The following is a 25,265-nucleotide window of genomic DNA, read 5'->3' as shown; positions in this document are numbered from 1 at the left end:
CGCGTCGGTACCGTCCACCCGTGAGAAAGACGTACGAGGGCGGCGTGCCGCTCGCCGAGGTGGTCCGGTCCGGCTTCGTCGAGGGCGTGCACCGCGGGTCGGTGGTGGTGCTCGACGCCGCGGGCGCGGTGGTGGCCGCCGCCGGTGACGTGAGTTCGCCGGTCTTCCCCCGCTCGTCGAACAAGCCGATGCAGGCGATCGGGATGGTCCGGGCCGGGCTGCCGTTGGCCGATCCCGCCGACCTGGCCCTGGTGTCGGCCAGCCACGCCGGGGAGGAGTTCCATCTGGCCCGGGTCGCGCGGCTGCTCGCCGACGGCGGATTCACCGAGGAGGACCTGCGCTGCCCGCCGGAACTGCCGGTCGGCGAGCAGGCCCGGGTGACGGTGCTGCGGGCCGGCGGCGGACCCACCCGGATCCAGATGAACTGTTCCGGCAAGCACGCCGGGATGCTGCTGACCTGCCGGTCCGCCGGGTGGTCCACGGACGGGTACTGGCGGCCGGAGCATCCGTTGCAGCAGCGCCTACACGAGACGGTCGAGGAGTTCGCCGGTGAGCCGGCGGCGGCGGTCGGAGTCGACGGTTGCGGCGCCCCGGTGCTTGCGGTGTCGTTGACGGCGCTGGCCGGGGCGTACCTGCGGCTGGTGCGGGCCGACCTCGGTACGGTGCCGAGGACGGTGGCCGACGCGATGCGGGCGTACCCGGAGATCGTCGGCGGGACCGAGGCCGACGACACCCGGCTGATGCGCGGCGTACCGGAACTGCTGGCGAAGGTGGGCGCGGAGGGCGTGATCGCCACCGCGCTGCCCGATGGCGGCGCGGTGGCCCTGAAGATCGACGACGGCGCCGGCCGAGCCCGGCTGCCGGTGCTGGTCTCCGCCCTGCGCCGGCTCGGGGTCGACGCGCCGGTGCTGGCGGAGTTCGCGGAGGTGCCGCTCTTCGGCGGCGGCCTGCCCGTCGGCGCGGTACGTCCGCTCTGGTGAACCCGGCCGCCGGACCTGCCAGGGGTCGGACCTCGCCGTCGGGTCCGCTGAATCCGGGCGGGTCCGGGCGGTTGTGGGGATCGGTCAGGGCAGGAAGTCGAGCAGGGCCGCGTTCACCGGTGCGGGGCGTTCCAGCGGCAGCAGGTGCGCGGCGTCCGGCACGTCGGGCAGCCGGACGGCCCGGGGCGCCTCGGCGGCGATCCGGTCGGCCAACTGCCGGATGTCGGGTACGTCCGCCGCGCCCGCGCCGACCAGCACCGGCATGCTCAGCTCGCCGAGCCGGCCGACGGCCGGCGGGTCCAGTTCGGCGACGTCCACCGCGCTGAGCGCCAACTCGGCGGCGAGGGCGCGCTCGTCCATGGCGGTGGCGAAGGCGATCAGGCCCGGGTCGACCTGCTCCGGGGTGCGCTCCGGGCCAACCACCCAGAACCGCACCTCACCGGCGGCGGTGGCGGCGAAGTCCTCCGGCTCGACGTCTCCGACCAGGATCTCCCACAGGTCGTTGGTCTGCTCGGACCACTCGTGACCGGACACCGCGGTGCCGAGCAGGGCCAGTGCGCTCACCCGGTCCGGGTGGGCCAGCGCCGTGTCGATCGCCACCGCTCCGCCGAACGAGCAGCCGACCAGGGCGGCCCGGGGCAGGTCGAGGGCGTCGAGCAGGGCGGCCACGTCGTCGTGGTGGGCGAAGCCGGTGGGCGGCAACTCGGACTCGCCGTAGCCGCGCAGATCCAGGGCGATCACCCGGTGTCGGGTGGCCAGCGCGTCGATCTGCTCCCGCCACATCCGGCGGTCGGCGATGCCGGCATGCAACAGGACGATCGGCGATCCGTGGCCCATCTCGTCGTACGCCAGCAGTGCCCCGTTTACTTCGATCTTGGTCACCGCAGGACCGTACGGCCGGGCGTGAGTGGCGCGCAACCGGGCAGGTGAGACCCTGCTAACTCTGGCTAGCACTTTGCTTGCAGCTGCTAGCAAGTCGAGCTAGCGTGGAGTCATGGCCACTCCCAAAGACCTTCCCGACGTCGGCGGGTTCATTCGTGACCTGCGGCGGAACGCGAAGATCTCCCTGCGGCAGCTCGCCGACCAGGCAGGGGTGAGCAACCCCTACCTCAGCCAGATCGAGCGGGGATTGCGTCGGCCCAGTGCCGAGGTGCTCCAGCAGCTCGCCAGCGCGCTGCGGGTCTCCACCCCGGCGATGTACCTGCGGGCCGGGCTGCTCGACGACAAGGAGGGCCAGGGGGTGCTGGCCGCCATCGCGGTCGACACCGACCTGACGATGGCCCAGAAGCAGTCCCTCACCCAGATCTACGAGACGTTCCGCCGGGAGAACGCCCGGCTCGCCGAGGCGACCGCCGCCGCCGAGGCCGCGAGCGACAGCGCGGCAACCAGGTCCGGCACCGAGGCCGGCGGTGACGTCAGCGCACCCGAGACCACCGGCGCCGTCAGCACGCCCGGGACCGCGCCGGACGTGGCCAACCTGGCCGCCACCGGGCCCACCACCCCGGAGGGCACCCCGACCGAGGCCGTCCTCGAGTCGGTCGCCGTGACCGAGGCGGGTGCGGCCCCGGCGCCGACCCGCACCCCAGCCAAGAAGACCGCCCGCAAGGTGGTCCGCAAGGCCGCCACCGTGGCCGAAGAGGAGAACCGATGACCCAGCCGAAGACCAACCGCATCCCCGCTCCGATCTACGCCGCCGCCGGTGCCGGTGAGCTGGCCCTGGAGCAGCTGCGCAAACTGCCCACCGTGGTCGGTGAGCTGCGCGACCGGGTCGTCAACGACGGCGGCCGGGTCGTCAACGAACTCGGCGGCAAGGCCGTCGTCACCGGCTTCGAGCTGCGCCAGAAGGCCAACGACACGCTGCGCCACGCCAACCTCACGGCCGAGTCGCTGCGGCGCAACGCCGACCTCGACAGGGTGCGCGAGGCTGCCGACCTCGACAAGCTTCGTGCCGCGGCGGACCTCGACAAGCTGCGCGAGGCCGCCGACCTCGACAAGCTTCGTGCCGCCGCCGACCTGGATCGGCTGCGGGGCCTGGCGCTGCGCAACGCCGCCGTGGTCGTCGCCGGTGCCCAGGCCGCGCAGGAGCGGGCGCTGGCCGCGTACGGCAAGTTGGTCACCCGGGGTGAGCGGCTGGTCGGCGCCGGTGTGCTGGAGGCCGCCGACACGGTGAACGCCGACATCGCGGCCACCGAGGCCACCGTGGCGCCGAGCGGCACCGAGGCGACCGTGACGCCGAGCGAGGCCACTGTGGCGCCTGCTGGCGAGCGGGCCGAGGTGCCGAGCCCGGCGGAGGTGGCCGAGATCGCGGAGGCCAAGCCGGCTGCGGCCAAGGCCGCGAAGAAGGCCACCCGCGCCAAGGCGACCACCCGGCAGCCGGCGACCAAGCGGACCGACAGCCCGTCGACGAAGCTGCCCCGGGCCACCAAGCGCAGCCGTCCGGCCGCCGAGTGACCCACCGTCGGCGACCCCGGTCACCGTCCTGTCGGACGGAACCGGGGTTGCCGACATAAGCTTGCCGTCATGGCAAACGCCGCGCCGATCTTCGTCTTCGATGTCCGCTTCGTGATCGACCTGATCCTGTTCGTCTTCGCCCTGATCGTGCAGGGGGTCGCCCTCGTGCACGCCATCACGCAGCGCTCCGACGCCTTCCCCGCCATCGGCACGCTGCCGAAGGGTGGCTGGATCGCCATCCTCGGGGTCACCCTGCTGTTGACCCTGCTCACCCAGAGCACGCTCAGCATCTTCGGACTGATCGGTATCGCGGCGGCGCTGATCTATCTGCTCGACGTCCGGGTCGGCCTACGCGACCTGGGCGACAGCAGAGGATCGTGGTGAGGGCCTTCCGCTGGCCACCACCACCGGACGGCGGACCCCGGACCTGGGGCCCCGGCCCGGGCGGTCCGCGCAGCGGCCGACCCCCGCTGCCCGAACCGGAGACCGAACTCGTCGCCACCCCGCACGGGGTACGGCTGGAGCGGCTGGTCACCGGCACCGGTGACCCGGTCACCGTGTTCGCGCACGGGCTGGGCAACGGCATCGCCACCACCCGCCCCTTCGGCAGCGGCGTCGACGGGCGGAAGGTCTTCTTCCAGTTCCGCGGCCACGGCCGATCGGCGGCGCCCGACGGCCGGTGGAGCTATCTGGACCTGGCCCGGGACCTGCGGGCGGTGGCCGACCTCAGCGGTGCGACCCGGGCCTTCGGCGCCAGCCTCGGCGCCGGTGCGCTGTGCCGGCTGCTCGTCGAGAGCCCGGAGCGGTTCGAACGGCTCGTCTTCTTCCTGCCCGCCGCCCTCGACCAGCCCCGGGGGCCGGTCGCCCAGGCTCGGCTGACCGAGCTGCTGACGGCGGTGGAGAGCGGGGACGCGGCGGCGGTGGCCGAGGTGGTCTCGGTCGAGCTGCCGCCGGCCGTACGCAACACCCCGGCCGGCTGGGCGTACCTGCGCCAGCGCCTCGACCACCTGCTGCGCGACGGCCTCGCCGCCGGGCTGGCCGACCTGCCCGGACAGGCGCCGGTGCCGGACGCCGGTCGGCTCGCGGCGGTGACCGCGCCGGCCCTGGTGATCGCCTGTGAGGGCGACGACCTGCATCCGGTGTCGGTCGCCGAGCAGCTCGCCGCCGCGTTGCCCGGGGCGACCCTGCACCGGTACGCCCGCCCCGGTGTGCTCTGGACGGAACGCGCCGACCTGCGCGGACGGATCTCCGAGTTCCTCAACGGCTGACCGCCGAAACCTGACCTCGGTTGTCAGGTATTGCTGGCAGCGTGGCTGCCATGACGAAACCGCTGACAGGGAAGGTGGCGCTGGTCGCCGGGGCCACCCGGGGCGCCGGCCGGCAGATCGCCGTGCAACTCGGCGCCGCGGGCGCCACCGTGTACGCGACCGGCCGCAGCAGCCGAGCCAGTCGCTCCGAGCTGGACCGGCCGGAGACCATCGAGGAGACCGCCGAGCTGGTCACCGCCGCCGGTGGTACCGGCATCGCGGTCCGGGTCGACCACCTGGTCCCCGACGAGGTGCGTGCGCTGGTCGCCCGGATCGACGCCGAACAGGGGCAACTCGACGTGTTGGTCAACGACGTGTGGGGCGCCGATCCGTTGATCACCTGGGAGAAGCCGGTCTGGGAACAGCCGCTGGACGCCGGCTTCCGGACGTTGCGGCTGGCGGTCGACACCCATGTGATCACCAGTCACTTCGCGTTGCCGCTGCTGATCCGTCGGCCGGGCGGCCTGGTGGTCGAGATCGGTGACGGCACGAAGGTGTACAACGAGGACAACTACCGGCTGTCGGTCTTCTACGACCTGGCCAAGACGTCGGTCAACCGGCTCGCCTTCAGCTGGGCACACGAGCTGAAGCCGTACGCCGGCACCGCCGTCGCGCTCACCCCCGGCTGGCTGCGTTCGGAGGCGATGCTGGAGCACTTCGGGGTCACCGAGGCCAACTGGCGCGACGGGGCCGCCAAGGATCCGCACTTCCTCATCTCGGAGACCCCGGCGTTCGTCGGCCGGGCGGTCGCCGCGCTCGCCGCCGACCCCGACCGGTCCCGCTGGAGTGGTCGCTCGGTCTCCGCCGGTGAGTTGGCGAAGGTGTACGGCTTCACCGACCTCGACGGCAGCCGGCCGGACGCCTTCCGGTACCTCGCGGAGGTGGTCGACGCCGGCCGGCCCGCCGACGTCACCGGCTACCGCTGACCCTCCCGGTCGGGTGGGCCGTCCACTCCGGCCGGGACGGCACCCGCCGGGCGCCCGCGGTAGAGCGCGGCGGTGCGGGACGCGGCGTCGGCCAGCCGGACCCGCAGGTCGGGCGGGTCGAGCACCTCCACCTCCGGGCCCAGCCCGAGTAGCTGGCTGTACGCCACGTCGACGGACTCGACGGGCAGCCGGGTCGTCACCCAGCCCTGCCCGTCGGGTTCGCCGGCCGCGGCGACCGCCTCGGCGTACCCGAACGGGATGTCGGCGTGGTGTCGCAGCCGACGCAGGCCGACGGGGCTCAGCCGGAGCCGCACCTCGGCCCGCAGCATGCCGCGCAGGAACGACTCGGCCTGCGCCTGCCAGTACGCGGCGAGGTCGAAGTCGGGCTCCCGGTCGAAGCTCTCGTCGTGCGGCTCGACCCCGACGACCCGGTCCACCCGGTAGGTGCGCAGCTCGTCGTCGACCCGGCCGACGAGGTACCAGATCCCGCTCTTCAACACCAGGCCGTACGGGCTGACCCGGCGGCTGACCTCGTCGTCGCGGCGGCGGTACCGCAGCGTCACCACCCGGTCCCGCCAGACCGCCCCGGCCAGCTCGGCCAGCCACGGCGGTGGCCTGCGCTGCGCGTACCAGCCCGGCACGTCCAGGTGGAACCGCTGTCCGGTGCGGGTGGGCGCGTCGCGCAGGCCCGGCGGCAACGCCGCGAGCAGCTTGAGTTCCGCCGCCGCCACCGCGTCGGCGAGTCCCATGTCCCCGGCCGGGCCGGGCAGCCCGGCGAGGAAGAGCGCCTCCGCATCGTCCCGGGTCATCCCGGTCAGCCGGGTCCGGTAGCCGCCGAGCAGCCGGTAGCCGCCGGCCCGGCCCCGGTCGGCGTAGACCGGCACCCCGGCGGCGGAGAGCGCCACGACGTCCCGGTAGACGGTCCGCTCGGAGACCTCCAGTTCCCGGGCCAGCTCCGCCGCGGTCATCACCTCCCGCGCCTGCAACAACAGCAGCATCGAGATCAACCGGGACGCCCGCACCTCACCGCCCGCCGGGGGTGAGCAGGCCCCGGTCGTACGCGGCGGCCACGGCCGCGGCCCGGTCGTTGACGCCGAGCTTGGCGTACACGTGCAGCAGGTGGGTCTTGACCGTGGCCTCGCTGATGAAGAGCCGGGCGGCCGCCTCCCGGTTCGACGAACCGCGGGCCACCAGGGTGAGCACCTCCAGTTCACGCTGGCTGAGCGGTTCCTCGGCCGGCTGGTGTGGTGCCCGCAGCCGACCCATCAGCCGGCCGGCCACGGCGGGGGAGAGTACCGACTCGCCCCGGGCGGCGGCGCGTACCGCCCGGACCAGTTCCTCGCGGGGCGCGTCCTTGAGCAGGTAGCCGGTGGCGCCGGCCTCGATCGCCGGCAGCACGTCCGCATCGGTGTCGTACGTGGTCAGCACCAGCACCTTCGCCGGGCTGCCCGAGCCGACCAGCCGGCCGATCGCGGTGACCCCGTCCATCCCCGGCATCCGCAGGTCCATCAGCACCACGTCGGGGCTGGTGTTGGCGACCAGCACCAGCGCCTCGGCGCCGTCCGCCGCCGCGCCGACCACCTCGAACCCGGGGTCGCCGGTGAACATGCCGCGCAGCCCGTCCCGGACCACCGGATGGTCGTCGACGATCAGCAGGCGCACCGGCGGGGTCAACCGGCACCTCCGGGCAGCGCCGGCACCGAGGCCGAGATCGCGGTGCCGGCGCCCGGTTCGGACTCCACGTCCAGGCGACCGCCGACCCGGTCGACCCGCTGCCGCATGGCGGTCAGCCCGTAGCCGCCGTCGGGTTCCCGCGACGGTGGCCCGTTGACCGCGTCGAAGCCCGTACCGTCGTCGCGGACGTCGAGGGTGACCTCGTCCGACATGTACGACAGGGTAAGCCCGACCCGGGTCGCCGCCGCGTGTCGGGCCACGTTGGCCAGCGCCTCCTGGGCGGCCCGGAGCAGGGTCACCTCGATCTCCGGATGCAGCGGGCGGGGCGTACCGGTGGTGCTGACCTCGGCCCGTACCCCGTGCACGGCCGACCAGCGACCGCCCAGCTCGGCGAGCGCGTCGGGCAGCCGGGCGGTCTCCAACGGTTCCGGGCGGACGGCGCGCACCGAGCGGCGGGCCTCGGTGAGGCTCTCCCGGGCCAGGGCCAGCGCGTTGTCCACGTGCCGGTGCCAGTCGGCGGACCGGTCCCGGGCCTGCTCGGCCGCCTCCAGTTGGGTGATGATGCCGGTCAGCCCCTGGGCCAGGGTGTCGTGGATCTCCCGGGCCATCCGCTGCCGCTCGTCCAGCACGCCCGCCTCCCGGGCCTGGGTGACGAGTTGCGCGTGCAGCCCCTCGTTCTCCCGGGCGGCCTCGGTGAGCCGGTGGTTGGCGGCGGCGAGTTCTGCCACCAACCGCTTGCGCTTCGTGTCCTCCCGCTCGGCGACGATGCTGAACCAGACCACCGCACCGGCGACGATCATGTTGAACAGCACCAGCACCAGCCAGAGCTGCCAGTCGGACCTGGCGGCGGAGGTGCCCCCGCCCTGCGCGGTGGCGACCAGCACGGCGGTGACGGCCACCCCGGCGATCCGCCACCGCCAGGACAGCACCGGGAAGGCGTGCAGGTAGCCGATCCAGGCGAAGTAGCCGTACCACGGGCTGGCGACCACCAGCACCGCGCCGAACGCGAGCAGTCCGGCGTAGTAGACCGCCATCCGGGGACGACGGCTCTGCCAGCCGGGATGCAGGGTGATGAACCAGGCGACCCAGCCGCCGGCCGCCGCGACGAGGAGCAGGGTGACCGGCAGCGGAAGGCCACGGGGCGCCGGTGTGACGAGGGTCAGCAGGGTGCCCACGGCCAGCCCGCCGTACGGCAGTACCCGGTAGAGCGCCGCCTCCCGGGCCTTCCAGGTGGACAGTGGATCTTCGCCCTCGCGGTCGCAGCTCATCGGATCCCCGCCTACTCCCAGCGGAACAGTTTCGCCGCACCGGCCCCGGCGGTCACCGCGACCACCGCCATTATCCCCAGGTGTAGCGGCTGCGGTGCGGTGCCGGTCCAGGCGTCCAGCAGGGCCTGCACCCCCGGCGGCGTGTACCCGCCGACGGTGGCCAGGAAGTCGGGCAGCAGGAACCTCGGCAGGTACGCCCCACCGAAGAACATGACCACCATGAACACCGGGATGGCCAGCGACTGGGCGGCCTTGGCCGTCGGGGCGACCGCCGCCACCAGCAGTCCCACCGCGAGCAGCGCCACCGTGCCGAGGAGCAGGGCCGCGCCGAACCCGAGCGGGTGTTGCGGCAGCGGTACGCCGAACGCCACCCGAGCCACCACGGCGAGCAGCACCGCGCTGGCCAGGATGCCGGCCAGGGCCAGGACAAGTTGCGCGACCAGCAGGGCCAGCGGGCTGGCCGGGGTGGTGGCCAGCCGGCGCAGGATGCCGCGTTCCCGGTAGGTGGCCAGCACGGTGGGTAGCGCGTTCACGCCGATCATCGCCAGCGTGACGACCAACAGGGACGGGGTGAAGTAGGCGACGAAGGACCGGCCGCCGAAGTCCGGGCTCGGTTCGCGCAGTGCCGGGATCGACCCGAGCACCACCAGGATCAGGGTGGGCAGGGCCACGGTGAGCACCAGTGTCGAGCGGTCGCGCAGGTAGAGCTTCGCCTCAGTCTTGAGGATCTGGCCGAAGGCGTACATGGTGGTTCTCCTCAGTCGGCCAGCCGGTGCCCGGTCAGCTCGACGAACGCGTCGTCGAGCGTGCCCTGCTCCAGTCGTAGGTCGGCGGCGATGATCTGGTTGCGGGCGAGGACCGAGGTGACCGCGTGCAGCACGTCCCCGGTGCCGGTCACCACGACCTGGGTGCCGCTGCGACTCACCCCGGTCACCTGCGGCAGGTCGCCGAGCAGCCGATCGTCCAACGGTGCCGACGGCCGGAACCGGATCCGCTGCTCCGGCGCCACGGCCGCGACCAGCCCGGCCGGACTGTCCAGGGCCACCACCCGCCCCCTGTCGATCACGGCGAGCCGGTCGCAGAGCCGCTCGGCCTCCTCCATGAAGTGGGTGACCAGCAGGATGGTCACCCCGCGCTCCCGGACCCGCTCGACCAACCCCCAGGTGTCCCGGCGGGCCTGCGGGTCCAGCCCGGTGGTCAACTCGTCCAGGATGGCGATCCTCGGATTGCCGACCAGCGCCAGCGCGATGGAGAGCCGCTGCTTCTGGCCGCCGGAGAGCTTGTCGTACGGGGTCTTCCGCTTCTCGCCGAGCCCCAGCTCCTCGATCAGCTGGGCCGGGTCGGCCGGATCGCGGTAGAACGACGCGTACAACTCCAGCGCCTCGGCGACCCGGAGCCGGTCCGGCAACTGGCTCTCCTGAAGTTGCACCCCGACCGACTGGCGGAGGCGGGCGGCGTCCCGGCGAGGGTCCAGCCCGAGGACCGACACCTCGCCCCCGTCGGGGACGCGCAGCCCGGCGACGATCTCCACCGTGGTGGTCTTGCCGGCGCCGTTCGGGCCGAGCACCCCGAAGATCTCGCCGGCCGCGACGTCGAACGACACGTCGTCCACCGCCACCGTCCGGCCGTACCGCTTGTGCAGGTTGGTCACCTCGATGACCGGCATGCCGTCGCCTTTCGCCGTCGCGTTCTCGGGTACCCCGCCAGCGTCGCGGCGCCGGGCCGACGGCGAATCGACCGGCTGTTGGTGATCTTCATCGGCTGCGGTTGACCCCAGGGATCCGTCAACCGGTTGATCCGGCCCGGGCCGCACCGGTTCCGGCCGCACCGGGTTCCGGCCGTATCGGGACACCGCACCGCACCGCACCGCACCGCGCCACGGTCGCCGACGGTCGCGGGCGCCGCACTAGGCTCGGCGGTGTGAACGTTTCCGGGATCCCCGGCACCGCCACGAGTGCCGCACGGCGGTTCGCCGGTGGTGCCGCGTTGCTGCTGCGCGGCATCGGTCTGTACGTACGCAATCCCGGCCTGATGCTGCTCGGCGTGGTGCCGGCGCTGATCTCCGGCGGGATCTTTCTCGCCGCGTACGCCACCCTGGTCTTCTTCGTCGGTGACCTGGCCGCCGCGGTGACACCCTTCGCCGACGACTGGCCGGCGACCACCCGCGGCGCGGTCCGGGTGATCGCCGCGCTGGCCTTCCTCGGCCTCGGCGGCCTGCTCACCGTGCTCACCTTCACGGCCGTCACCCTGGTCGTCGGCGACCCCTTCTACGAGAAGATCTCCGAGCGGGTGGAGCAGCGGTACGGCGGCGCGCCCGACGCGGTCGAGGTGCCGTTCTGGCCCTCGCTACGCCGCAGCGTCGTCGACTCGGTCCGCCTGGTGGCCCTGGCGGTGCTGGTCGGCATTCCGCTCTTCGCGGCCGGCTTCATCCCGATCGTCGGGCAGACCGTCGTGCCGGTGATCGGTGCGGCCGTCGGCGGCTGGCTGCTCGCCGTGGAGCTGGTCGGCGCGCCGTTCTACCGTCGGGGCAAGGGATTGCGGGACCGCCGGGCCGTGTTGAAGGCCGATCGGCCCACCGCGCTCGGCTTCGGCGTGGCCGTCTTCGTCTGCTTCCTGATCCCGCTCGGTGCCGTCCTGCTGATGCCGGCGGCGGTGGCCGGTGCCGCGCTGCTGGCCCGCCGCTCCCTCGGCCAACCCATCACGGCGGCGTGACATGGACATCACCCTGGTCGAGGGGGACATCACCGCGGCGCGGGTGGACGTGGTGGTGAACGCCGCGAACTCGTCGCTGCTGGGCGGCGGGGGAGTCGACGGCGCGATCCACCGCCGGGGCGGCCCGGCCATCCTCGCCGAATGCCGGGCGCTGCGGGCGTCCCGGTACGGCCGGGGTCTGCCGACCGGGCAGGCGGTGGCGACTACCGCCGGTGACCTGCCGGCCCGCTGGGTGGTGCACACCGTCGGCCCGGTCTGGTCGGCCACCGAGGACCGTGCACCGCTGCTGCGCGACTGCTACGCCAACAGCCTGGCCGTCGCCGACGAACTGGGTGCCGCCACCGTCGCCTTCCCGCTGATCTCCGCCGGGATCTACGGCTGGCCGGTCGACGATGCCGTCCGGCAGGCGCTGGCCGTGCTGCGCGCCGCCACCCCGGCGACCGTCACCGAGGCTCGGCTGGTGCTGTTCGGCGCCGACACGTACGCCACCGCCGAGCGCGTCCACGCCACCGGCTGACGCCCCGGGCGGGCGTCAGCGGGCTGCTGTGCGCAACTCTCGGACGCAGGACCACTGGGTCGCGACCTGTCGGTAGCCGAGCCGGGTGTTGACCGCCAGCATCGGCGCGTTCGCCGCATCGTTCCCGGTGTACGCGGTGGTGACGCCGTCCTCCGCCGCGCGATGCAGCGCAGCCAGCTTGACCAGCCGGGCCAGCCCGCGTCCCCGGTGCTGCGGCACGGTGCCGGTGTAGTCGGACCACATCCGCGTACCGTCCCGCTTCACCAGGCTGATCGCGACCAGCTCACCGTCGACCTCGGCGCCGGTGCTGGCGGCCCGGTCCAGGCCGACGTTGTCCCAGGTGGTGGCGAGCCAGTCGGCGTAGCCGATCGCGCCGGACACGACGTCGCCCGGCTCGTCGGCACTGGCCAGTACGTCCACCCGGTGCACGTGGCGCGGGTCGACGCCCGCCAGCGGGACCAGCCGCACACCGTCGGGAGGCGTCGGCAGCGGTGGCAGCGTGCGCAGGTCCAGGGCCGAGTAGTGCTCCCGGCGGCTCGGGGCGAAGCCGTGCCGACGGGCGAACGGCAGCGCCTCGGGCAGCGCACGCCCGTGCAGCCGGGTCAGGTCGAGCGGGGCGAGGTGCGTCAGCGCCTCGGCCAGCAGCGCGCCGCCGATCCCGCGTCGCCGCTGGTCGGGATGTACGTGCAGCAGCGACACCTCGCCGACCGCCTCGGCGGTGTGCTCGTTGCGGGACGCGCACACCCAGCCCACGATCTGCCCGTCGACCTCGGCGACGAAGCCGGTCCAGTGCAGACCCGGCGGCGGTGTGGCGATCAACTGCCGGGTGGACGCGACGCCCCGCAGCAGGAACGGGAAGACGAGTCGCCGCAGCGCCACCACCGCCGGGGCATCGTCGGGGCGGGCCTGGCGCAGGAGGAACTGTGGTTCAGGCATCCGGCGGAGGCTAGCCGGTCCACCGCCGGCTCCGCCTCTGGTTATCGCGGAAGGTGGGGAGAGTTGTTGTCGTCCCAGCGACAACAACTCTCCCCACCTCACCCGGCGGCCTTGCCAAATCGGCGGCCCGCAGGGAAGCGGGCCTCCGGTGGCGCGTCGCTGGGGCGTGGTGGCGGGGAAAGAGGCACGGGCCCGGGTGAGGCGGGCGATGGCGGTCGCACGGCGACCGCTGAGAGGCGGCGGGCCGGGCATCAGAGACGAGCCGGATCCCTGGCCGCCCCGGGGGCGGCGTGCGCGTACCCCAGCTCAGCCCTGCCAGCCGGCGGCCTTCAGGGCCGCGCGGAGCTGGGTTGCCACCTCGGCCGGGCGGTGTCGGACGTCGAACGCGGTGAAGCGGAGGATGCGGTCGCCCTCGATCCAGATCTTGTTCTGTCGGTGCAGGTCAGCGGCCCAGTGCCGGGCTTCCATGTGGTGCCCGCCGTCGACCTCCACATGCAGCCGCCAGCGCGGCCAGTAGGCATCCAGGTAACGCACCCGCCCGTCGGTGTCCCGCCGCCGATGTTGTCCCTGCGGCGGCGGCAGCCCGTGGCGACGGCACAACCGGACCAGGTCGATCTCGGAGAGCGCCTCCGCGCCGCCCGCGATGTCGTGCAGCGTCTCCCGGATCAGGGCGCCCCGGCGGGCCTGGGGCATCCTGTCCAACACCGCCCCGATCTCCGCCGGGGTCGTCCGCCGCTGTTGGCAGCCGGCCGCGAGGATCAGTTGCGCCTCGTCGTCGGTACGCACCCACTGCGCCGCGTCCACCAGGGATCGTGCCATCGACGTACGGTCGGGGCGGCCCCGCTGGCGGTCGGTGTCGGGCAGGTGCCGAGCCCGGCGTACCCGGACCGCGGGCAGGCCGAGTGGTAGCCGGCGCAGCAGGTCGGCGCGCTGCCGATCGTGCGGGATCAGCACGTCGACGGTGTCGTAACGATAGGTGCCGCGCAGCCCGCCCGCTGTCGCCGCCGCCAGCCCGGCGAGGAGCGCGCCCTCCCCGGCCGCGAGCACCGCCACCCACCATGCCTGTGTCCGGGAGTACGGCCCGCCGGGCGGTTCGGCCCGGAGGATGCCCCGGCACACCCGGCTCCATCGCGCGGTGGCCAGCAGGTGGCGTACCCGCGACGGGCTCAGTTCGGCGGTGGCCTGCGCCCAGGTGACGATCGCCGCCTGCTCGAACAGCAACCACTGCGACGGGTCGGCGTCATCTCGGGGCATCCGCATGAATCGATTGAACCGTGCGGTGGGTGGATCTGTTGTCGTCCCAACGACAACAGATCCACCCACCCTCGGGTGCTGGACAGGCACCCTCAGGCGGACTCGCGGATGATCAGCTCGGTGGGCAGGATCAGCGCTGGCTCGACGTCCTCCCCGGCGGCCAGCCGCAGCAGCAGGCGGGTGCCCTGCCGGCCCAGCTCGACTATCGGCTGCCGCACGGTGGTCAGCGGCGGGTCGGTGTACGCGGCGGTCTCGATGTCGTCGAAGCCGATCACCGCGACGTCCGCCGGCACCCGCCGTCCCGCCTCGCGGAGCGTACGCAGGGCGGCGTGCGCCATCAGGTCCGACGCGGCGAAGACGGCGTCCAGGTCGGGATGGGCGGCGAGCAGTTCACGCATCGCCGCCGCGCCGGACTCCCGGGTGAAGTCGCCGATCGCCACCAACTCCGGCAGCCCGGCGGCGGCCACCGTCTCCCGGTAGCCGGCCAACCGCTCGATCCCGGCGACCATGTCCTGTGGTCCGGCGATGGTGGCGATCCGGCGGCGCCCGCCGTCGATCAGGTGCCGGACCGCCCGGGTGACCCCGCCGACCTGGTCGACGTCGACGTACGGCACGTCCGCGCCGTCGAGCGGTCGGCCGCTGCACACCACCGGGATGCCCAACGCGGCCAGCTTGGCGGGCAGCGGGTCGGCGCCGTGCAGCGAGGCGAAGAGCACCCCGTCGACGTGGCGGCCGGTGGTGTACCGCTCGACCCGCTCGTGCCCGGCCGGCGAGCCGGCCAGCATCAGCACCAGCTGCTTGTCGGCGGCCTCCAGTTCCTGTGCGGCGCCCCGGATGATGCCGGGGAAGACCTGGTCGTCGGAGAAGACCCGGGTGGCCTCCTCCGGCATCACCAGGGCGATCGAGTCGGTCCGTTGGGTGACCAGGGTGCGCGCGGCCAGGTTCGGCACGTACCCCAGCTCGGCCACCGCCTCGCGGACCGCCGCCCGGATCGGCTCGGCGACCGTGGTCGAACCGTTCACCACCCGGGAGACGGTGGCCCGGGACACCCCGGCCCGTCGCGCCACCGCTTCCAGTGTGGGCCGTTGCGCCCCCGTCATCGGCACTACCACCACCTCGTCACAGCCCGTTCCGGGAGATCACCTCCTGGTACCACCGGGCGCTGGACTTCGGTGTACGCCGCTGGGTGAGGTAGTCGACGTGCACGATTCCGAATCGCTTCCGGTACCCCTCGGCCCACTCGAAGTTGTCCAGCAATGACCATACGAGATAGCCGCGCAGGTCGACGCCCCGGGCGATGGCCTCGTGTGCCGCACGCAGGTGACCGTCGAGGTAGGCGATCCGGTCGTCGTCCTGGGTCGGGCTGGTCGCGTCCGGGGTGCCCTTGTCCGGGAACGCCGCCCCGTTCTCGGTGATCAACAACGGCACCGGCGGGTAGTCGTTGGCGATCCGCTCCAGCAACCGGGTCAGCCCGGCCGGTTCGATCATCCAACCCATGTCGGTCAGCGGACCCACCGGTGGCAGGAACTCCACCGCTCCCGCCGTGCCCGGGTACGCGCCGCCGCCACCGGCGCCGTCCGGTCGCCCGGCGACGTAGGTCGGCGCGTAGTAGTTGATCCCGAGCAGGTCGATCGGCGCCGCGATGATCTTCTCGTCGCCGTCCTGCACGAACGCCGGCTCGACCAGCCGGGCGACGTGCTCGCGGACGTCGTCGGGGTAGCCGCCGACCAGCAGCGGATCCAGGAAGATCCGGTTGTGCAGGCCGTCGACCAGGCGTACCGCGGCGGCGTCCGCCGCGCTGTCCGTGTCGGCGGGGCGTACGTCGGCGGGGTTGAGGGTGATGCCGACCCGCCCGGCTCCGCCGGCCCGTAGCGCCTGCGTGGCCAGGCCGTGCGCGAGCAGCAGATGGTGTACGGCACTGAAGGCGGCGCCCGGATCCTGCACCCCCGGGGCGTGCACCCCGTTGCCGTAACCCAGGTACGCCGAGCACCACGGCTCGTTGAGCGTGGTCCAGGTGCCGACCCGGTCACCGAGACGGGCGTACACCGCGGCGGCGTAGGTGGCGAAGTGTTCGGCGGTCTCCCGGGCGGTCCAACCGCCCCGGTCCTGCAACGTCTGCGGCAGGTCCCAGTGGTACAGGGTGACGATCGGGTCGATCCCACGGCCCAGCAGCGCGTCCGTCAACCGGTCGTAGAAGTCCAGGCCACGCGGGTTGACCGGGCCGCTGCCGTCGGGCTGGATGCGGGGCCAGGACACCGAGAAGCGGTACGCCTGCAGCCCCAGCTCCGCCATCATCGCCACGTCCTCGGCGTAGCGGTGGTAGTGGTCGCAGGCGACGTCGCCGGTGTGCCCGGCGTGCACCTTGCCCGGGGTGCGGCTGAAGTTGTCCCAGATCGACTCGCCGCGTCCGTCGTCGCGGGCCGCCCCCTCGATCTGGTAAGCGGCCGTAGCGGCCCCCCAGAGGAAGTTCTCCGGAAACCGTAAACGCTCGCTCATGCCGGCACCCCGATGATTCGCTCGCTCATGACTTGACCGCACCTTCCATGATTCCGCCGATGATCTGCCGTCCGAACAGTACGAACACCAGCAACAGCGGCAGCGTGGCGATGGCCGTACCGGTGAACACCTGGGACATGTCCTGGTAGTAGCCGTCGGACAGGGCCCGCAGGGAGAGCTGCACGGTGGGATTCTCCGGGTCGTTGAGGACCGCGTACGGCCACAGGAAGTCGTTCCACGTGGTCATGAAGGTGAGCAGGCCGAGTACCCCGGCGGCCGGCCGCAGCGCGGGTAGCACCACGTTCCAGTAGATCCGCGCGGTGCCGCAGCCGTCCATCCGGGCCGCCTCGATCAGCTCGGTGCTCACCGCCTGGCGGGCGTACTGCCGCATCATGAACACGCCGAAGCCGGTGACCAGCGCGGGCATGATCACCGCCGGCAGCCGGTCGTTGAGGTTCAGCTTCGTCATCAGCATGTACAGCGGGATGATGCCGAGCTGGGTGGGGATCATCATCGTGGCGATGATGAGCATCAGCAGCGCGTTGCTGCCCCGGAAACGCAGCTTGGCGAAGGCGAAGCCGGCCAGCGAGGAGAAGAACACCACCGAGACGGTGACCGTGACCGCCACGATCGCCGAGTTGATCAGGCCGGTCAGGAAGTACGCGTCGGTGTTGGCGAAGAGTCGGGCGATGTTGGCGCCGAGGTTGCCGCCGGGCGTCATCGGCGGCGGCAGTTGCCCCATCACGTCGCTGGACCGGCTGGCCACCACGAACATCCAGTAGATCGGGAAGAGCGACAGCGCTCCGGCGACGATCAGCGCGCCGTACGTCAGCGGGCTGGCCCGCCACAGCTTGCTCATCGCGCCACCTCGCTTCGCTCGGCGCCGCGCCGAGGCACCACCGCACTGAGCCGGATGATTCGCTCGCCACGCTCGCTCATCGGGAGCCTCCCTTCCGCCTGGCCTCTGGTGGCCGGGCGCTGGCGCCGAGCCGGCGGATGATCAGTACGTTGATCGCCGCGACGATGGCGATCAGGGCGAAGAGCAGCCAGGCCACCGCCGAGCCGTAGCCGAAGTTGTAGTAGGGCGCGAAGGCGTTCTCGAACATGTACATGGTCATCGTCTGTGACTCGCGCAGCGGTCCGCCCCGGATCGGGTTGGTGCCGGAGTGGAACAGCCGGGGCTCGGTGAACAGTTGCAGCCCGCCGATGGTGGAGATGATGACGCAGAAGATGATCGTCGGCTTGAGCAGCGGCACGGTGACCGACCAGAACTGCCGGGCCCGGTTCGCGCCGTCGATGGCCGCCGCCTCGTACAGGTCGCGCGGGATGGCCTGCATGGCGGCCAGGAAGATCAGGGCGTTGTAGCCGGTCCACCGCCAGTCGACCATCGTCGAGATGGCCACCCAGGAGGCGAAGCGGTTGGCCTTCCACTCGATCCCGTCCATACCGACCAGGTCGAGCAGCCAGTTGATCATGCCGAACTCTCGGCCGAACAGCACCCCGAACACGATCGCCACGGCGGCGGTGGAGGTGACGTTCGGCACCAGCACCGCCATCCGCCAGCCGGTCCGCATCCGCAGCTGCCGGTTCAGCAGGTTCGCCAGCCAGAGCGCCAGGAGCAGCTGCGGCACCGTACTGAGCACGAAGATGCCGAGGGTGTTGACCACCGAGTGCCAGAAGTCGCTGTCGGCCAGCAGCTGGGTGTAGTTGGCCGCGCCGATGAAGTCGGGATCGCTGCCGAGCAGGTCCCAGTCGTGCAGTGAGACCCAGAAGGTGTACGCCAGCGGCCAGGCCCCAAAGATCGCGAAGATGACGAAGAACGGGGCGATGTAGAGGTAGGGCGAGTACTTCGCGTCGATCCGGCTGAGCCGGCCGACCCGGGACGGGCGGGACCGGCCCGGTGTCGGCGTGACCGGCGGTCGCGCGTCGAGCTGCAACGCCATGACCCGTTGACTCCTTTCCACGCCCCCGCCCCGCGCCGATCCAGGCCGCTCCGCGCAGTCGTGCTGCGCGGACGGCGGTGTCTGGATCGGCGGCGGGGATGGAGGCCGTCGGGCCGGTTACTTGGCGGCGGCCTTCTTGGCGTTGTTCACGGCGTCCTGCCAGCCCTGGTCCGGGTTGCGCTGGCCCAGCTCGACGGTGCGTACGGCATTCTCGACCTCGGTGCGGACCGCCTGGTTCTTCGGGCCCATGTAGACCGGCTTCAGGGTCTTCGCGCCCTCGCCGAAGATCTTCCCGACCGGGGCGTCCGAGAAGTACGCGTTGCTGGCCTCGGCGATCGCCGGATCCTCCAGCGCCTGCGGCGAAGACGGCAGCGGGCCCTTGGTCTTGAAGGCGCCGATCTGGCCCTGCGGGCTGGTCAGGAACTTGGCCAGCTTGATCGCCTCCTCCTGGTGCTTGCTCTGCGCCGGTACGGCCAGGTGCGAGCCGCCCCAGTTGCCGCCGTCGCCGGGCACCCGGGCGATGTCCCACTTGCCCTTGGCCTCCGGCCCGGCGTAGCCCTCGATCACCCCGGTCATCCAGGCCGGGCAGGCGATGGTGGCGAACTTGGCCTGCTTGAAGGCCGAGACCCACTCCTCCGACCAGGAGCCGTACTTGCCGGAGAGGCCGGCGTTGATGATCTTCATGGTGGTGTCCCAGGCCTGCTTGACCGCCGGGTTGCTGTCCACCACGAGGTTCTCGCTGGTGTCGTAGTAGTGGTAGCCCTGCGCGTTGCCGGCGGTCTGCAACACGATGGTGTTGAACGTGTTGGTGGCCGCGTCCAGGAACGAGGCCCCGGTGTTCGCCGCCTTGAACCGCTCACCGACCGTGATGTAGTCATCCCAGGTCGGCCAGAGCTTGGAGACCTCCTCGCGGTCGGTGGGCAGCCCGGCCTTGGCGAACAGGTCGCTGCGGTAGCAGATCGCCATGCCGCCGACGTCGGTGCCGAGCCCGATCAGCTTCTGGCCGTCGGCGGTCAGCCCCTGGTTCCACTTCCACTCCAGGAAGTTGCCCTTGAGCTCGGCGGCGCCGTGGTCGAGCAGGTTCACGAAGTTGTCCGGGTTGGCCTTGTACTCGACCATCAGGCCCTCTTCGATGGCGACGACGTCACCGGCGCCCTTGCCCGCGGCGAGCCACTGGGTCAGCCGTGGCGAGTACTCGTCGAGATTGCCGCCGGTACCCCGTTCGACGATCTTCACGCCGGGGTTGGCGTCCATGTACTCCTGGTAGAGCTGCTCGTAGCCGAACTGTCCGAAGACGTCGACGGTGAGCGTTATCTTGCCGTCCTCGGCTCCGGTGTCGCTGCCGCAGCCGCTGACGAGCAACGCGCCCGCGGCGGCCAGGGCGACCGCGGCGAGGCGGTGGCGCGGGAAAGTGGCCATGATCTGGCGAACCCCTCTCAGGTGGGGTGGTGGTGGGATGGGTCTGAGAGCGCTCTCACGTAGCCTGCGGTCCGCTCCGGACCGATGTCAAGAGAGCGCTCTCTCGGCTCAGGTCACAGATCGGCCACGGCCCACCCGCCGGCGCTCGCCTGCCGGTGCCGGGTCCGGGCGCCGGGTCCGGGCGCCGCTACGGCGAAACGGCGGTTACCGAGTCGCTCGGTAACCGCCGTTCCGGCGGGGTGGGTGTTGATCAGCGCGCCCCGGCGCTCAGCCGGTGCGTACCCCGTCGAGCAGCGTGGCGTCACCGGAGACGGTCAGGGTCTCGAAGCTGACCCGGCCCCAGAGTGCCAGCAGCAGGTCGCTGGCCGTGCCGCTGACGTGCACCCGGGCGTGATGGTCGTCGTGGTCGAGGATGGTGCCGGTGTCCAGCAGGGCCACCCCCTCCCCGCGCAGCCGCAGGTACCAGTCCTGTGCGGCATCGGTCGCGCTGAGCCGGACCACCCCGCGCCACGGGCCGCCCGCCTTCCGCCGGCCGGCCGGCAGCCAGGTGTCGAGTACCTCGCTCACCCCGTCGGCCGCGAGCTTGGCCTCGATCGGTTCACCGGCGGCGATGGCGAGCTGGGCGTCCCAGCGGTGCACCGCCGTCTCGTGGGCCATCCGGCGGGGCCAGAAGCCCGCCTTCTTCGGCTGCGGGGCCCAGTTCCAGGCCGACGCCTCCGGGTCCAGCCCCTCGAAGAGCGCCATCAGCTCGTCGTACGCCCGCTGCCACTGCTGCGCGGCAGTGCGCCCCGGCGTGGGCTCGGGCCGCTGTGCCCGGGGCTGCTCGGGCGCGGTGCTCGCGCCCGTCCCGGCGACGGAGCCCACCCACTGGTAGATCCCGGCCAGGTGCAGGGCCAGGTCGGCCACCGTCCAGCCGGGGCAGGACAGCACGGGTGTCTCGGGCGGGGCCTCGGCCACCGCGGCGGCGAATGCCGGGCCCTCCGCCCGGAGCGCGCCGATCCAGAAGTCCTTGGTGCCGTGCATTCTGCTCATCGCCATCCTCCCGGGGGTGACCCGGCCACCAGTGGGTGCCGCGGCTGCCCTCCAGCCTAGGGTGAAAGGCGTGTCTGACGTCTACGCCCAGCCGACAGCGGCCACCGAACCCGCCACCAAGGACGATCTGGCGCAATACACCACATTACGCCTGGGTGGCCCGGCCGGGAAGATCGTCACCGCGACCACCGCCGAGGAGATCGTCTCCCGGGTGCGCGAGGCGCCGGAGCCGGTTCTGCTGCTCGCCGGCGGCAGCAACGTGGTGATCGGCGACGGTGGTTTCCCGGGCACCGTGGTCCTGGTCCGCTCCCGGGGGCTGCGGGTGCTCGCCGAGGACGAGCAGACCGTGACGATCCGCGTCGAGGCCGGCGAACCGTGGGACGACCTGGTGGCCGCCACCGTGCAGCGGGGATGGTCCGGGTTGGAGTGCCTCTCCGGCATCCCCGGCTCGACCGGGGCCACCCCGATCCAGAACGTCGGCGCGTACGGCCAGGAGGTCGCCGAGACCATCGTCGGCGTGCGGGCGTACGACCGCAGCACCGCGACCACCGGTCACCTGGCCGCCGTGGACTGCGGCTTCGCCTACCGGGGCAGCATCTTCAAGTACAGCGAGCGTTGGGTGGTGCTCTCGGTCGACTTCCGGCTGGCCCGCTCGCCGCTCTCCGGCCCGGTGCGGTACGCGGAACTCGCCCGGGCGCTCGGCGTCGAGGTCGGTGACCGGGTGCCGCTGACCCAGGCCCGGAGCACCGTGCTGGGGCTGCGCGCCGGCAAGGGCATGGTGCTCGACCCGGCCGACCCGGACACCCGCTCGGTCGGCTCGTTCTTCACCAACCCGGTGCTCGACGGGGCCGCGTACGAGGTGCTGCGGCAGCGGGCCGTCGACATCGGGGAGCCGCCGGCCTGGCCGGGCGCGGGGGACCAGGTCAAGGTGAGTGCCGCCTGGTTGATCGACAAGGCCGGCTTCGGCAAGGGCTACCCCGGCCCCCAGGGCGTCGCCATCTCCAGCAAGCACACCCTGGCGCTGACCAATCCCACCGGCGCGGCGAGCGCCGAGGCGCTGCTCACCCTCGCCCGCGAGATCCGGGACGGCGTGCAGGCCCGCTTCGCCGTCACCCTGCACCCCGAACCCGTCCTGGTCAACTGCGCCCTCTGACAGTGATCAGGTGGGAGCGGGTCCCCCGGCCGGTCTGACTCACCCTCTGACAGTCCCGCACCCCGCGGCACCTGCTCGGCCCTTCCTGCCCTCCGGATCAGGGGGCGACGGCGGGCCAGGGCAGGGTGACTTCGCCCAGCCGCCAGCGGCGGGGGCGGTGCAGGACGGGCCAGCCCTGGGCGCGTACCGCCGCGACGGTGTGCAGCCAGCGTTGCCGGGGCCCGAAGGGGGCATAGCCGGCGGCGGCCCGCCAGGCGTCGTCCAGCGCCCGGATCAGGTCGTGGACGACTTCGCCGGGGACGTTGCGGTGGATGAGCGCCTTGGGTAGCCGCTCCGCCAGCTGGGCCGGACTGTCCATGGTGGAGAGCCGGGCGGCCAGGGTCAGGGTACGCGGGCCGTCGGCATCCACCAGTACCCAACCGGCGAGCCGGCCCAGCTCGTCGCAGGTGCCCTCGACCAGCAGGCCACCCGGCGCCAGCCGCGCGGTGACGGTGGCCCAGGCGTCGGCGACCTCGCTCTCGTCGTACTGGCGGAGCACGTTGAACGCGCGGACCAGGGCCGGCCGGAGCCCGGCCAGTTCGAACCCGCCCCGGGCGAAGGCCAACCCGGGCGGGTCGGCGGCCGGCTGGGCGGCGGCGACGCGGACCGGGTCGATCTCCAATCCGACCACCCGTATGTCGGCGCGGACCCCCGCCGCGAGCCGGGCCCGCAGTTCCACCGCGGTGACCGGGGTCGCGCCGTAGCCGAGGTCGACCACCAGCGGGTCCGGCGCGGCCCGCAGCACCTCGCCGCAGGTCTCGACGATCCAGTTGTCCACCCGGCGGAGCCGGTTGGGATTGGTGGTGCCCCGGGTGATCACCCCGAGCGGTCGCGGCGCCATCGCCCGGCTCAGCTCGCCCGGTGCACCTTGTGCTGGGCGGCCTGAGCCAGTGGGCGGACCACGAGCCGGTCCACGTTGACGTGTTGCGGGCGGGTGGCGCACCAGGCGATGCAGTCGGCGACATCGTCGGCGAGCAACGGCTCGGCGACCCCGGCGTACACCGCCTCCGCCCGGCCGGCGTCGCCGCCGAAGCGCACCAGGGCGAACTCGTCGGTCTTCACCATGCCCGGGTCGATCTCGATCACCCGGACCGGACGGCCGCACAGCTCCAACCGCAGCGTGCCGGCGACGGCGGTCTGCGCGTGCTTGGCGGCCGTGTAGCCGCCACCGCCCTCGTAGACCGTGAAACCCGCGGTCGACGAGACGACGACGATGGTGCCGGCTCCGGAGGCCGCCAACTCGGGCAGCAGCGCCTGGGTGACCCGCAGGGTGCCGAGCACGTTGACGTCGTACATCCACTGCCAGTCCTCGACCGAGCCGGTCTCCACCGGATCCAGCCCGCGTGCCCCACCGGCGTTGTTGACCAGCAGGGTCACCGGCCCGGGTGCCTGCCGGGCGGCCTGGGCGAGCGCCGCCACCGACTCGTCGGAGGTGACGTCGCAGGCCACCGCCGTGGCCGTACCGCCGTCGGCGGTGATCTGGTCCACCAGCCCGGCCAACCGGTCGGTACGCCGGGCCGCGGCGAGCACGTGGAAGCCCTCGCCGGCAAGCCGGCGGGCGGTGGCGGCGCCGATCCCGCTGGACGCTCCGGTGACGATGGCGACACGACTCATCCGGCCATTCTCGCCCCTGCCCGGGCGGCACCGGAGCCGCCGCCACGATGAGGTCGGTCACGCTGGCGGGCCTGGCCGACGTATTTCCGCACGCCGATCGGGAAGATGACATCCGGCGCGGAGGTTGACGCAGAGGCACGCCGGTCGTGCAGGACGGCATCAACCGTGGCAAAGGGAGCGGACGTGGCGGAATTGCACACCGGTGTCGGTCGTCAGCGAGGTGCGCTGCCGTGGCCCCGGCCCCGGCGGATAGCGACGCTGTCGGTGCACACCTCACCCCTGCACCAGCCCGGCACCGGGGACGCCGGTGGCATGAACGTCTACATCCTGGAGGTCGCCCGGCGGTTGGCCGAGGCGAACGTCGAGGTGGAGATCTTCACCCGGGCCACCTCGGGTGACCTGCCCCCGGTGGTCGAGGTGGTTCCCGGGGTGCACGTCCGGCACGTGATGGCCGGGCCGCTGGAAGGGCTGACCAAGGAGGAACTGCCCGGCCAGCTCTGCGCCTTCACCGCCGGGGTGTTGCGCGCCGAGGCGGCCCGCCCGCCCGGCCACTACGACCTCATCCACTCCCACTACTGGCTCTCCGGGCAGGTCGGCTGGCTGGCCAAGGAGCGCTGGGGGGTGCCGCTGGTGCACTCCGCGCACACCCTGGCCAAGGTGAAGAACGCGCAACTGGCCGCCGGGGACCGGCCGGAGCCCAAGGCCCGGGTGATCGGCGAGGAACAGGTGGTCGCCGAGGCCGACCGGCTGGTCGCGAACACCCGGGTCGAGGCGCGCGACCTGATCGGACGGTACGCCGCCGACCCGAGCCGGGTCGCCGTGGTCGAGCCCGGCGTGGACCTGGACCGCTTCCGTCCGCTGACCGGTGACCGGGAGGCCGCGGTCGCCGCGGCCCGCGTCCGGCTGGGCCTGCCCACCACCGGCCAGCTGGTCGCCTTCGTCGGGCGGATCCAGCCGTTGAAGGCCCCGGACGTGCTGATCCGCGCGATCGCCGCGCTGCGCCGACGGGATCCGGCGTTGGCCCGGGAGGTGGCCGTGGTGATCTGCGGTGGCCCCAGCGGGAGCGGGCTGGACCGGCCCACCGCCCTGATCGAGCTGGCCGCCTCGCTCGGTGTCACCGACCGGGTGCACTTCCTGCCGCCGCGCACCGGTGCCGAACTGCCCCTGCTGTACCAGGCGGCGGACCTGGTGGCGGTGCCGTCGTACAACGAGTCCTTCGGCCTGGTGGCCCTGGAGGCCCAGGCCTGCGGTACGCCGGTGGTGGCCGCCGCCGTCGGTGGTCTGGTGACCGCGGTGCGCGATCAGGTCAGCGGGGTGCTGGTACGCGGCCACGACCCGGGCGACTGGGCGGGCGCGCTGGCCCGTCTGCTGCCCGACCGGGCCCGCCGGGCCGAACTGTCGGTCGGCGCCGCCCAGCATGCCCGTAACTTCTCCTGGCACCGTACGGCCGACCGCCTACTCGCCGTCTACGGTGAGGCGATGACCGCGCACCGGGCCCGACTCACCTCCGAACTCGCCGCCTTCCGCTGAGGGCGCGGGGCGGG

Annotated in this window: 26 protein-coding genes; 10 read left to right on the top strand and 16 right to left on the bottom strand. The window is 72.8% G+C overall.

The annotated features are described in order from the left end of the window. Positions 1-20: 20 nt before the first annotated feature. Positions 21-980, top strand: a complete 960-nt coding sequence (locus D2L64_RS16780) for an asparaginase (RefSeq protein WP_119577608.1) — start codon at positions 21-23, stop codon at positions 978-980. A gap of 84 nt (positions 981-1,064) precedes the next feature. Here the strand turns inward: D2L64_RS16780 and D2L64_RS16775 are convergent, their stop codons facing one another. After that, a complete protein-coding gene (locus D2L64_RS16775; protein WP_233558992.1) occupies positions 1,065-1,862 on the bottom strand; it encodes an alpha/beta fold hydrolase in 798 nt (265 codons plus the stop codon). A 112-nt stretch (positions 1,863-1,974) separates the two neighbouring features. On the opposite strand from D2L64_RS16775, the gene D2L64_RS16770 reads away from it, so the two are divergent. The 5 genes from D2L64_RS16770 to D2L64_RS16750 all read left to right on the top strand — a co-directional run bounded on the left by D2L64_RS16770 (position 1,975) and on the right by D2L64_RS16750 (position 5,664). Then, positions 1,975-2,631 (top strand): helix-turn-helix domain-containing protein, encoded by a 657-nt coding sequence (locus D2L64_RS16770; protein WP_119577606.1) that lies wholly within the window; start codon positions 1,975-1,977, stop codon positions 2,629-2,631. Continuing rightward, positions 2,628-3,431, top strand: coding sequence for a hypothetical protein (locus tag D2L64_RS16765; RefSeq protein WP_119577604.1), 804 nt, complete (start codon positions 2,628-2,630; stop codon positions 3,429-3,431). The genes D2L64_RS16770 and D2L64_RS16765 overlap by 4 nt, the downstream gene beginning before the upstream one ends. Before the next feature lie 69 nt (positions 3,432-3,500). Beyond that, the gene (locus tag D2L64_RS16760) at positions 3,501-3,815 is read left to right on the top strand and encodes a DUF2516 family protein (RefSeq protein ID WP_119577602.1); all 315 of its coding nucleotides are present in this window, start codon (positions 3,501-3,503) and stop codon (positions 3,813-3,815) included. Next, a complete protein-coding gene (locus D2L64_RS16755) occupies positions 3,812-4,699 on the top strand; it encodes an alpha/beta fold hydrolase (protein WP_119577600.1) in 888 nt (295 codons plus the stop codon). The genes D2L64_RS16760 and D2L64_RS16755 overlap by 4 nt, the downstream gene beginning before the upstream one ends. A gap of 50 nt (positions 4,700-4,749) precedes the next feature. Then, entirely contained in the window at positions 4,750-5,664 is a 915-nt protein-coding gene (locus D2L64_RS16750; protein WP_119577598.1) for an SDR family oxidoreductase, read from the top strand. On the opposite strand, the gene D2L64_RS16745 is transcribed toward D2L64_RS16750, so the two are convergent. Genes D2L64_RS16745 through D2L64_RS16725 form a run of 5 tightly spaced genes read right to left on the bottom strand, consistent with a single transcriptional unit; the run spans position 5,655 to position 10,272 of the window. Then, positions 5,655-6,662 (bottom strand): helix-turn-helix transcriptional regulator, encoded by a 1,008-nt coding sequence (locus D2L64_RS16745; protein WP_199714582.1) that lies wholly within the window; start codon positions 6,660-6,662, stop codon positions 5,655-5,657. The two genes, D2L64_RS16750 and D2L64_RS16745, sit on opposite strands and share 10 nt — an antisense overlap. A 25-nt stretch (positions 6,663-6,687) precedes the next feature. Then, entirely contained in the window at positions 6,688-7,338 is a 651-nt protein-coding gene (locus D2L64_RS16740) for a response regulator (protein ID WP_119577594.1), read from the bottom strand. Beyond that, positions 7,335-8,606 (bottom strand): sensor histidine kinase, encoded by a 1,272-nt coding sequence (locus D2L64_RS16735; RefSeq protein ID WP_119577592.1) that lies wholly within the window; start codon positions 8,604-8,606, stop codon positions 7,335-7,337. The genes D2L64_RS16740 and D2L64_RS16735 overlap by 4 nt, the downstream gene beginning before the upstream one ends. 11 nt (positions 8,607-8,617) lie before the next feature. Continuing rightward, entirely contained in the window at positions 8,618-9,352 is a 735-nt protein-coding gene (locus tag D2L64_RS16730; RefSeq protein ID WP_119577590.1) for an ABC transporter permease, read from the bottom strand. Positions 9,353-9,363: 11 nt separating this feature from the next. Then, the gene (locus D2L64_RS16725) at positions 9,364-10,272 is read right to left on the bottom strand and encodes an ABC transporter ATP-binding protein (protein WP_119577588.1); all 909 of its coding nucleotides are present in this window, start codon (positions 10,270-10,272) and stop codon (positions 9,364-9,366) included. 254 nt (positions 10,273-10,526) lie between these two features. Between D2L64_RS16725 and D2L64_RS16720 the strand changes: the two genes are divergently transcribed. After that, complete coding sequence (locus tag D2L64_RS16720; RefSeq protein ID WP_407663120.1) at positions 10,527-11,318, top strand: EI24 domain-containing protein; 792 nt, start codon at positions 10,527-10,529, stop codon at positions 11,316-11,318. A gap of 1 nt (position 11,319) precedes the next feature. Next, positions 11,320-11,835, top strand: coding sequence for an O-acetyl-ADP-ribose deacetylase (locus tag D2L64_RS16715; protein ID WP_119577586.1), 516 nt, complete (start codon positions 11,320-11,322; stop codon positions 11,833-11,835). 15 nt (positions 11,836-11,850) lie between these two features. Here D2L64_RS16715 and D2L64_RS16710 read toward each other — a convergent pair whose 3' ends face one another. The 8 genes from D2L64_RS16710 to D2L64_RS16675 all read right to left on the bottom strand — a co-directional run bounded on the left by D2L64_RS16710 (position 11,851) and on the right by D2L64_RS16675 (position 20,915). Continuing rightward, positions 11,851-12,771, bottom strand: coding sequence for a GNAT family N-acetyltransferase (locus tag D2L64_RS16710; protein WP_119577584.1), 921 nt, complete (start codon positions 12,769-12,771; stop codon positions 11,851-11,853). 306 nt (positions 12,772-13,077) lie between these two features. Further along, positions 13,078-14,031 (bottom strand): endonuclease domain-containing protein, encoded by a 954-nt coding sequence (locus D2L64_RS16705; protein WP_119577582.1) that lies wholly within the window; start codon positions 14,029-14,031, stop codon positions 13,078-13,080. 86 nt (positions 14,032-14,117) lie between these two features. Beyond that, positions 14,118-15,125, bottom strand: coding sequence for a LacI family DNA-binding transcriptional regulator (locus D2L64_RS16700; protein WP_119577580.1), 1,008 nt, complete (start codon positions 15,123-15,125; stop codon positions 14,118-14,120). A gap of 19 nt (positions 15,126-15,144) precedes the next feature. Beyond that, positions 15,145-16,521 carry a GH1 family beta-glucosidase gene (locus D2L64_RS16695; RefSeq protein ID WP_119577578.1) on the bottom strand — a complete coding sequence of 459 codons (1,377 nt, stop codon included), beginning with the start codon at positions 16,519-16,521 and terminating at the stop codon, positions 15,145-15,147. A 25-nt stretch (positions 16,522-16,546) separates the two neighbouring features. Next, complete coding sequence (locus tag D2L64_RS16690) at positions 16,547-17,380, bottom strand: carbohydrate ABC transporter permease (protein ID WP_119577576.1); 834 nt, start codon at positions 17,378-17,380, stop codon at positions 16,547-16,549. Positions 17,381-17,456: 76 nt separating this feature from the next. Beyond that, positions 17,457-18,464: a carbohydrate ABC transporter permease gene (locus D2L64_RS16685; protein WP_119577574.1), complete on the bottom strand. Its 1,008-nt coding sequence runs from the start codon at positions 18,462-18,464 to the stop codon at positions 17,457-17,459. A gap of 117 nt (positions 18,465-18,581) precedes the next feature. Beyond that, positions 18,582-19,883, bottom strand: a complete 1,302-nt coding sequence (locus D2L64_RS16680) for an ABC transporter substrate-binding protein (protein WP_119577572.1) — start codon at positions 19,881-19,883, stop codon at positions 18,582-18,584. 267 nt (positions 19,884-20,150) lie between these two features. Then, entirely contained in the window at positions 20,151-20,915 is a 765-nt protein-coding gene (locus D2L64_RS16675; protein ID WP_119577570.1) for a maleylpyruvate isomerase family mycothiol-dependent enzyme, read from the bottom strand. 70 nt (positions 20,916-20,985) lie between these two features. On the opposite strand from D2L64_RS16675, the gene D2L64_RS16670 reads away from it, so the two are divergent. Next, a complete protein-coding gene (locus D2L64_RS16670; protein WP_119577568.1) occupies positions 20,986-22,068 on the top strand; it encodes a UDP-N-acetylmuramate dehydrogenase in 1,083 nt (360 codons plus the stop codon). Between the two features lie 97 nt (positions 22,069-22,165). Here D2L64_RS16670 and D2L64_RS16665 read toward each other — a convergent pair whose 3' ends face one another. Together D2L64_RS16665 and D2L64_RS16660 are read right to left on the bottom strand one after the other, a co-directional pair. After that, on the bottom strand, positions 22,166-22,948 hold the full coding sequence (locus D2L64_RS16665; protein ID WP_119577566.1) for a class I SAM-dependent methyltransferase: 783 nt from the start codon (positions 22,946-22,948) through the stop codon (positions 22,166-22,168). An 8-nt stretch (positions 22,949-22,956) separates the two neighbouring features. Beyond that, complete coding sequence (locus D2L64_RS16660) at positions 22,957-23,721, bottom strand: SDR family NAD(P)-dependent oxidoreductase (RefSeq protein ID WP_119577564.1); 765 nt, start codon at positions 23,719-23,721, stop codon at positions 22,957-22,959. Between the two features lie 183 nt (positions 23,722-23,904). Between D2L64_RS16660 and mshA the strand changes: the two genes are divergently transcribed. After that, on the top strand, positions 23,905-25,251 hold the full coding sequence (mshA, locus tag D2L64_RS16655) for a D-inositol-3-phosphate glycosyltransferase (RefSeq protein WP_119577562.1): 1,347 nt from the start codon (positions 23,905-23,907) through the stop codon (positions 25,249-25,251). Positions 25,252-25,265: the final 14 nt, after the last annotated feature.

The organism is Micromonospora radicis (assembly GCF_003583405.1).
GTDB lineage: Bacteria > Actinomycetota > Actinomycetes > Mycobacteriales > Micromonosporaceae > Micromonospora > Micromonospora radicis.
Note: the sequence above shows the minus strand (reverse complement) of the source record. Positions and strands in the feature narration are given on the sequence as shown.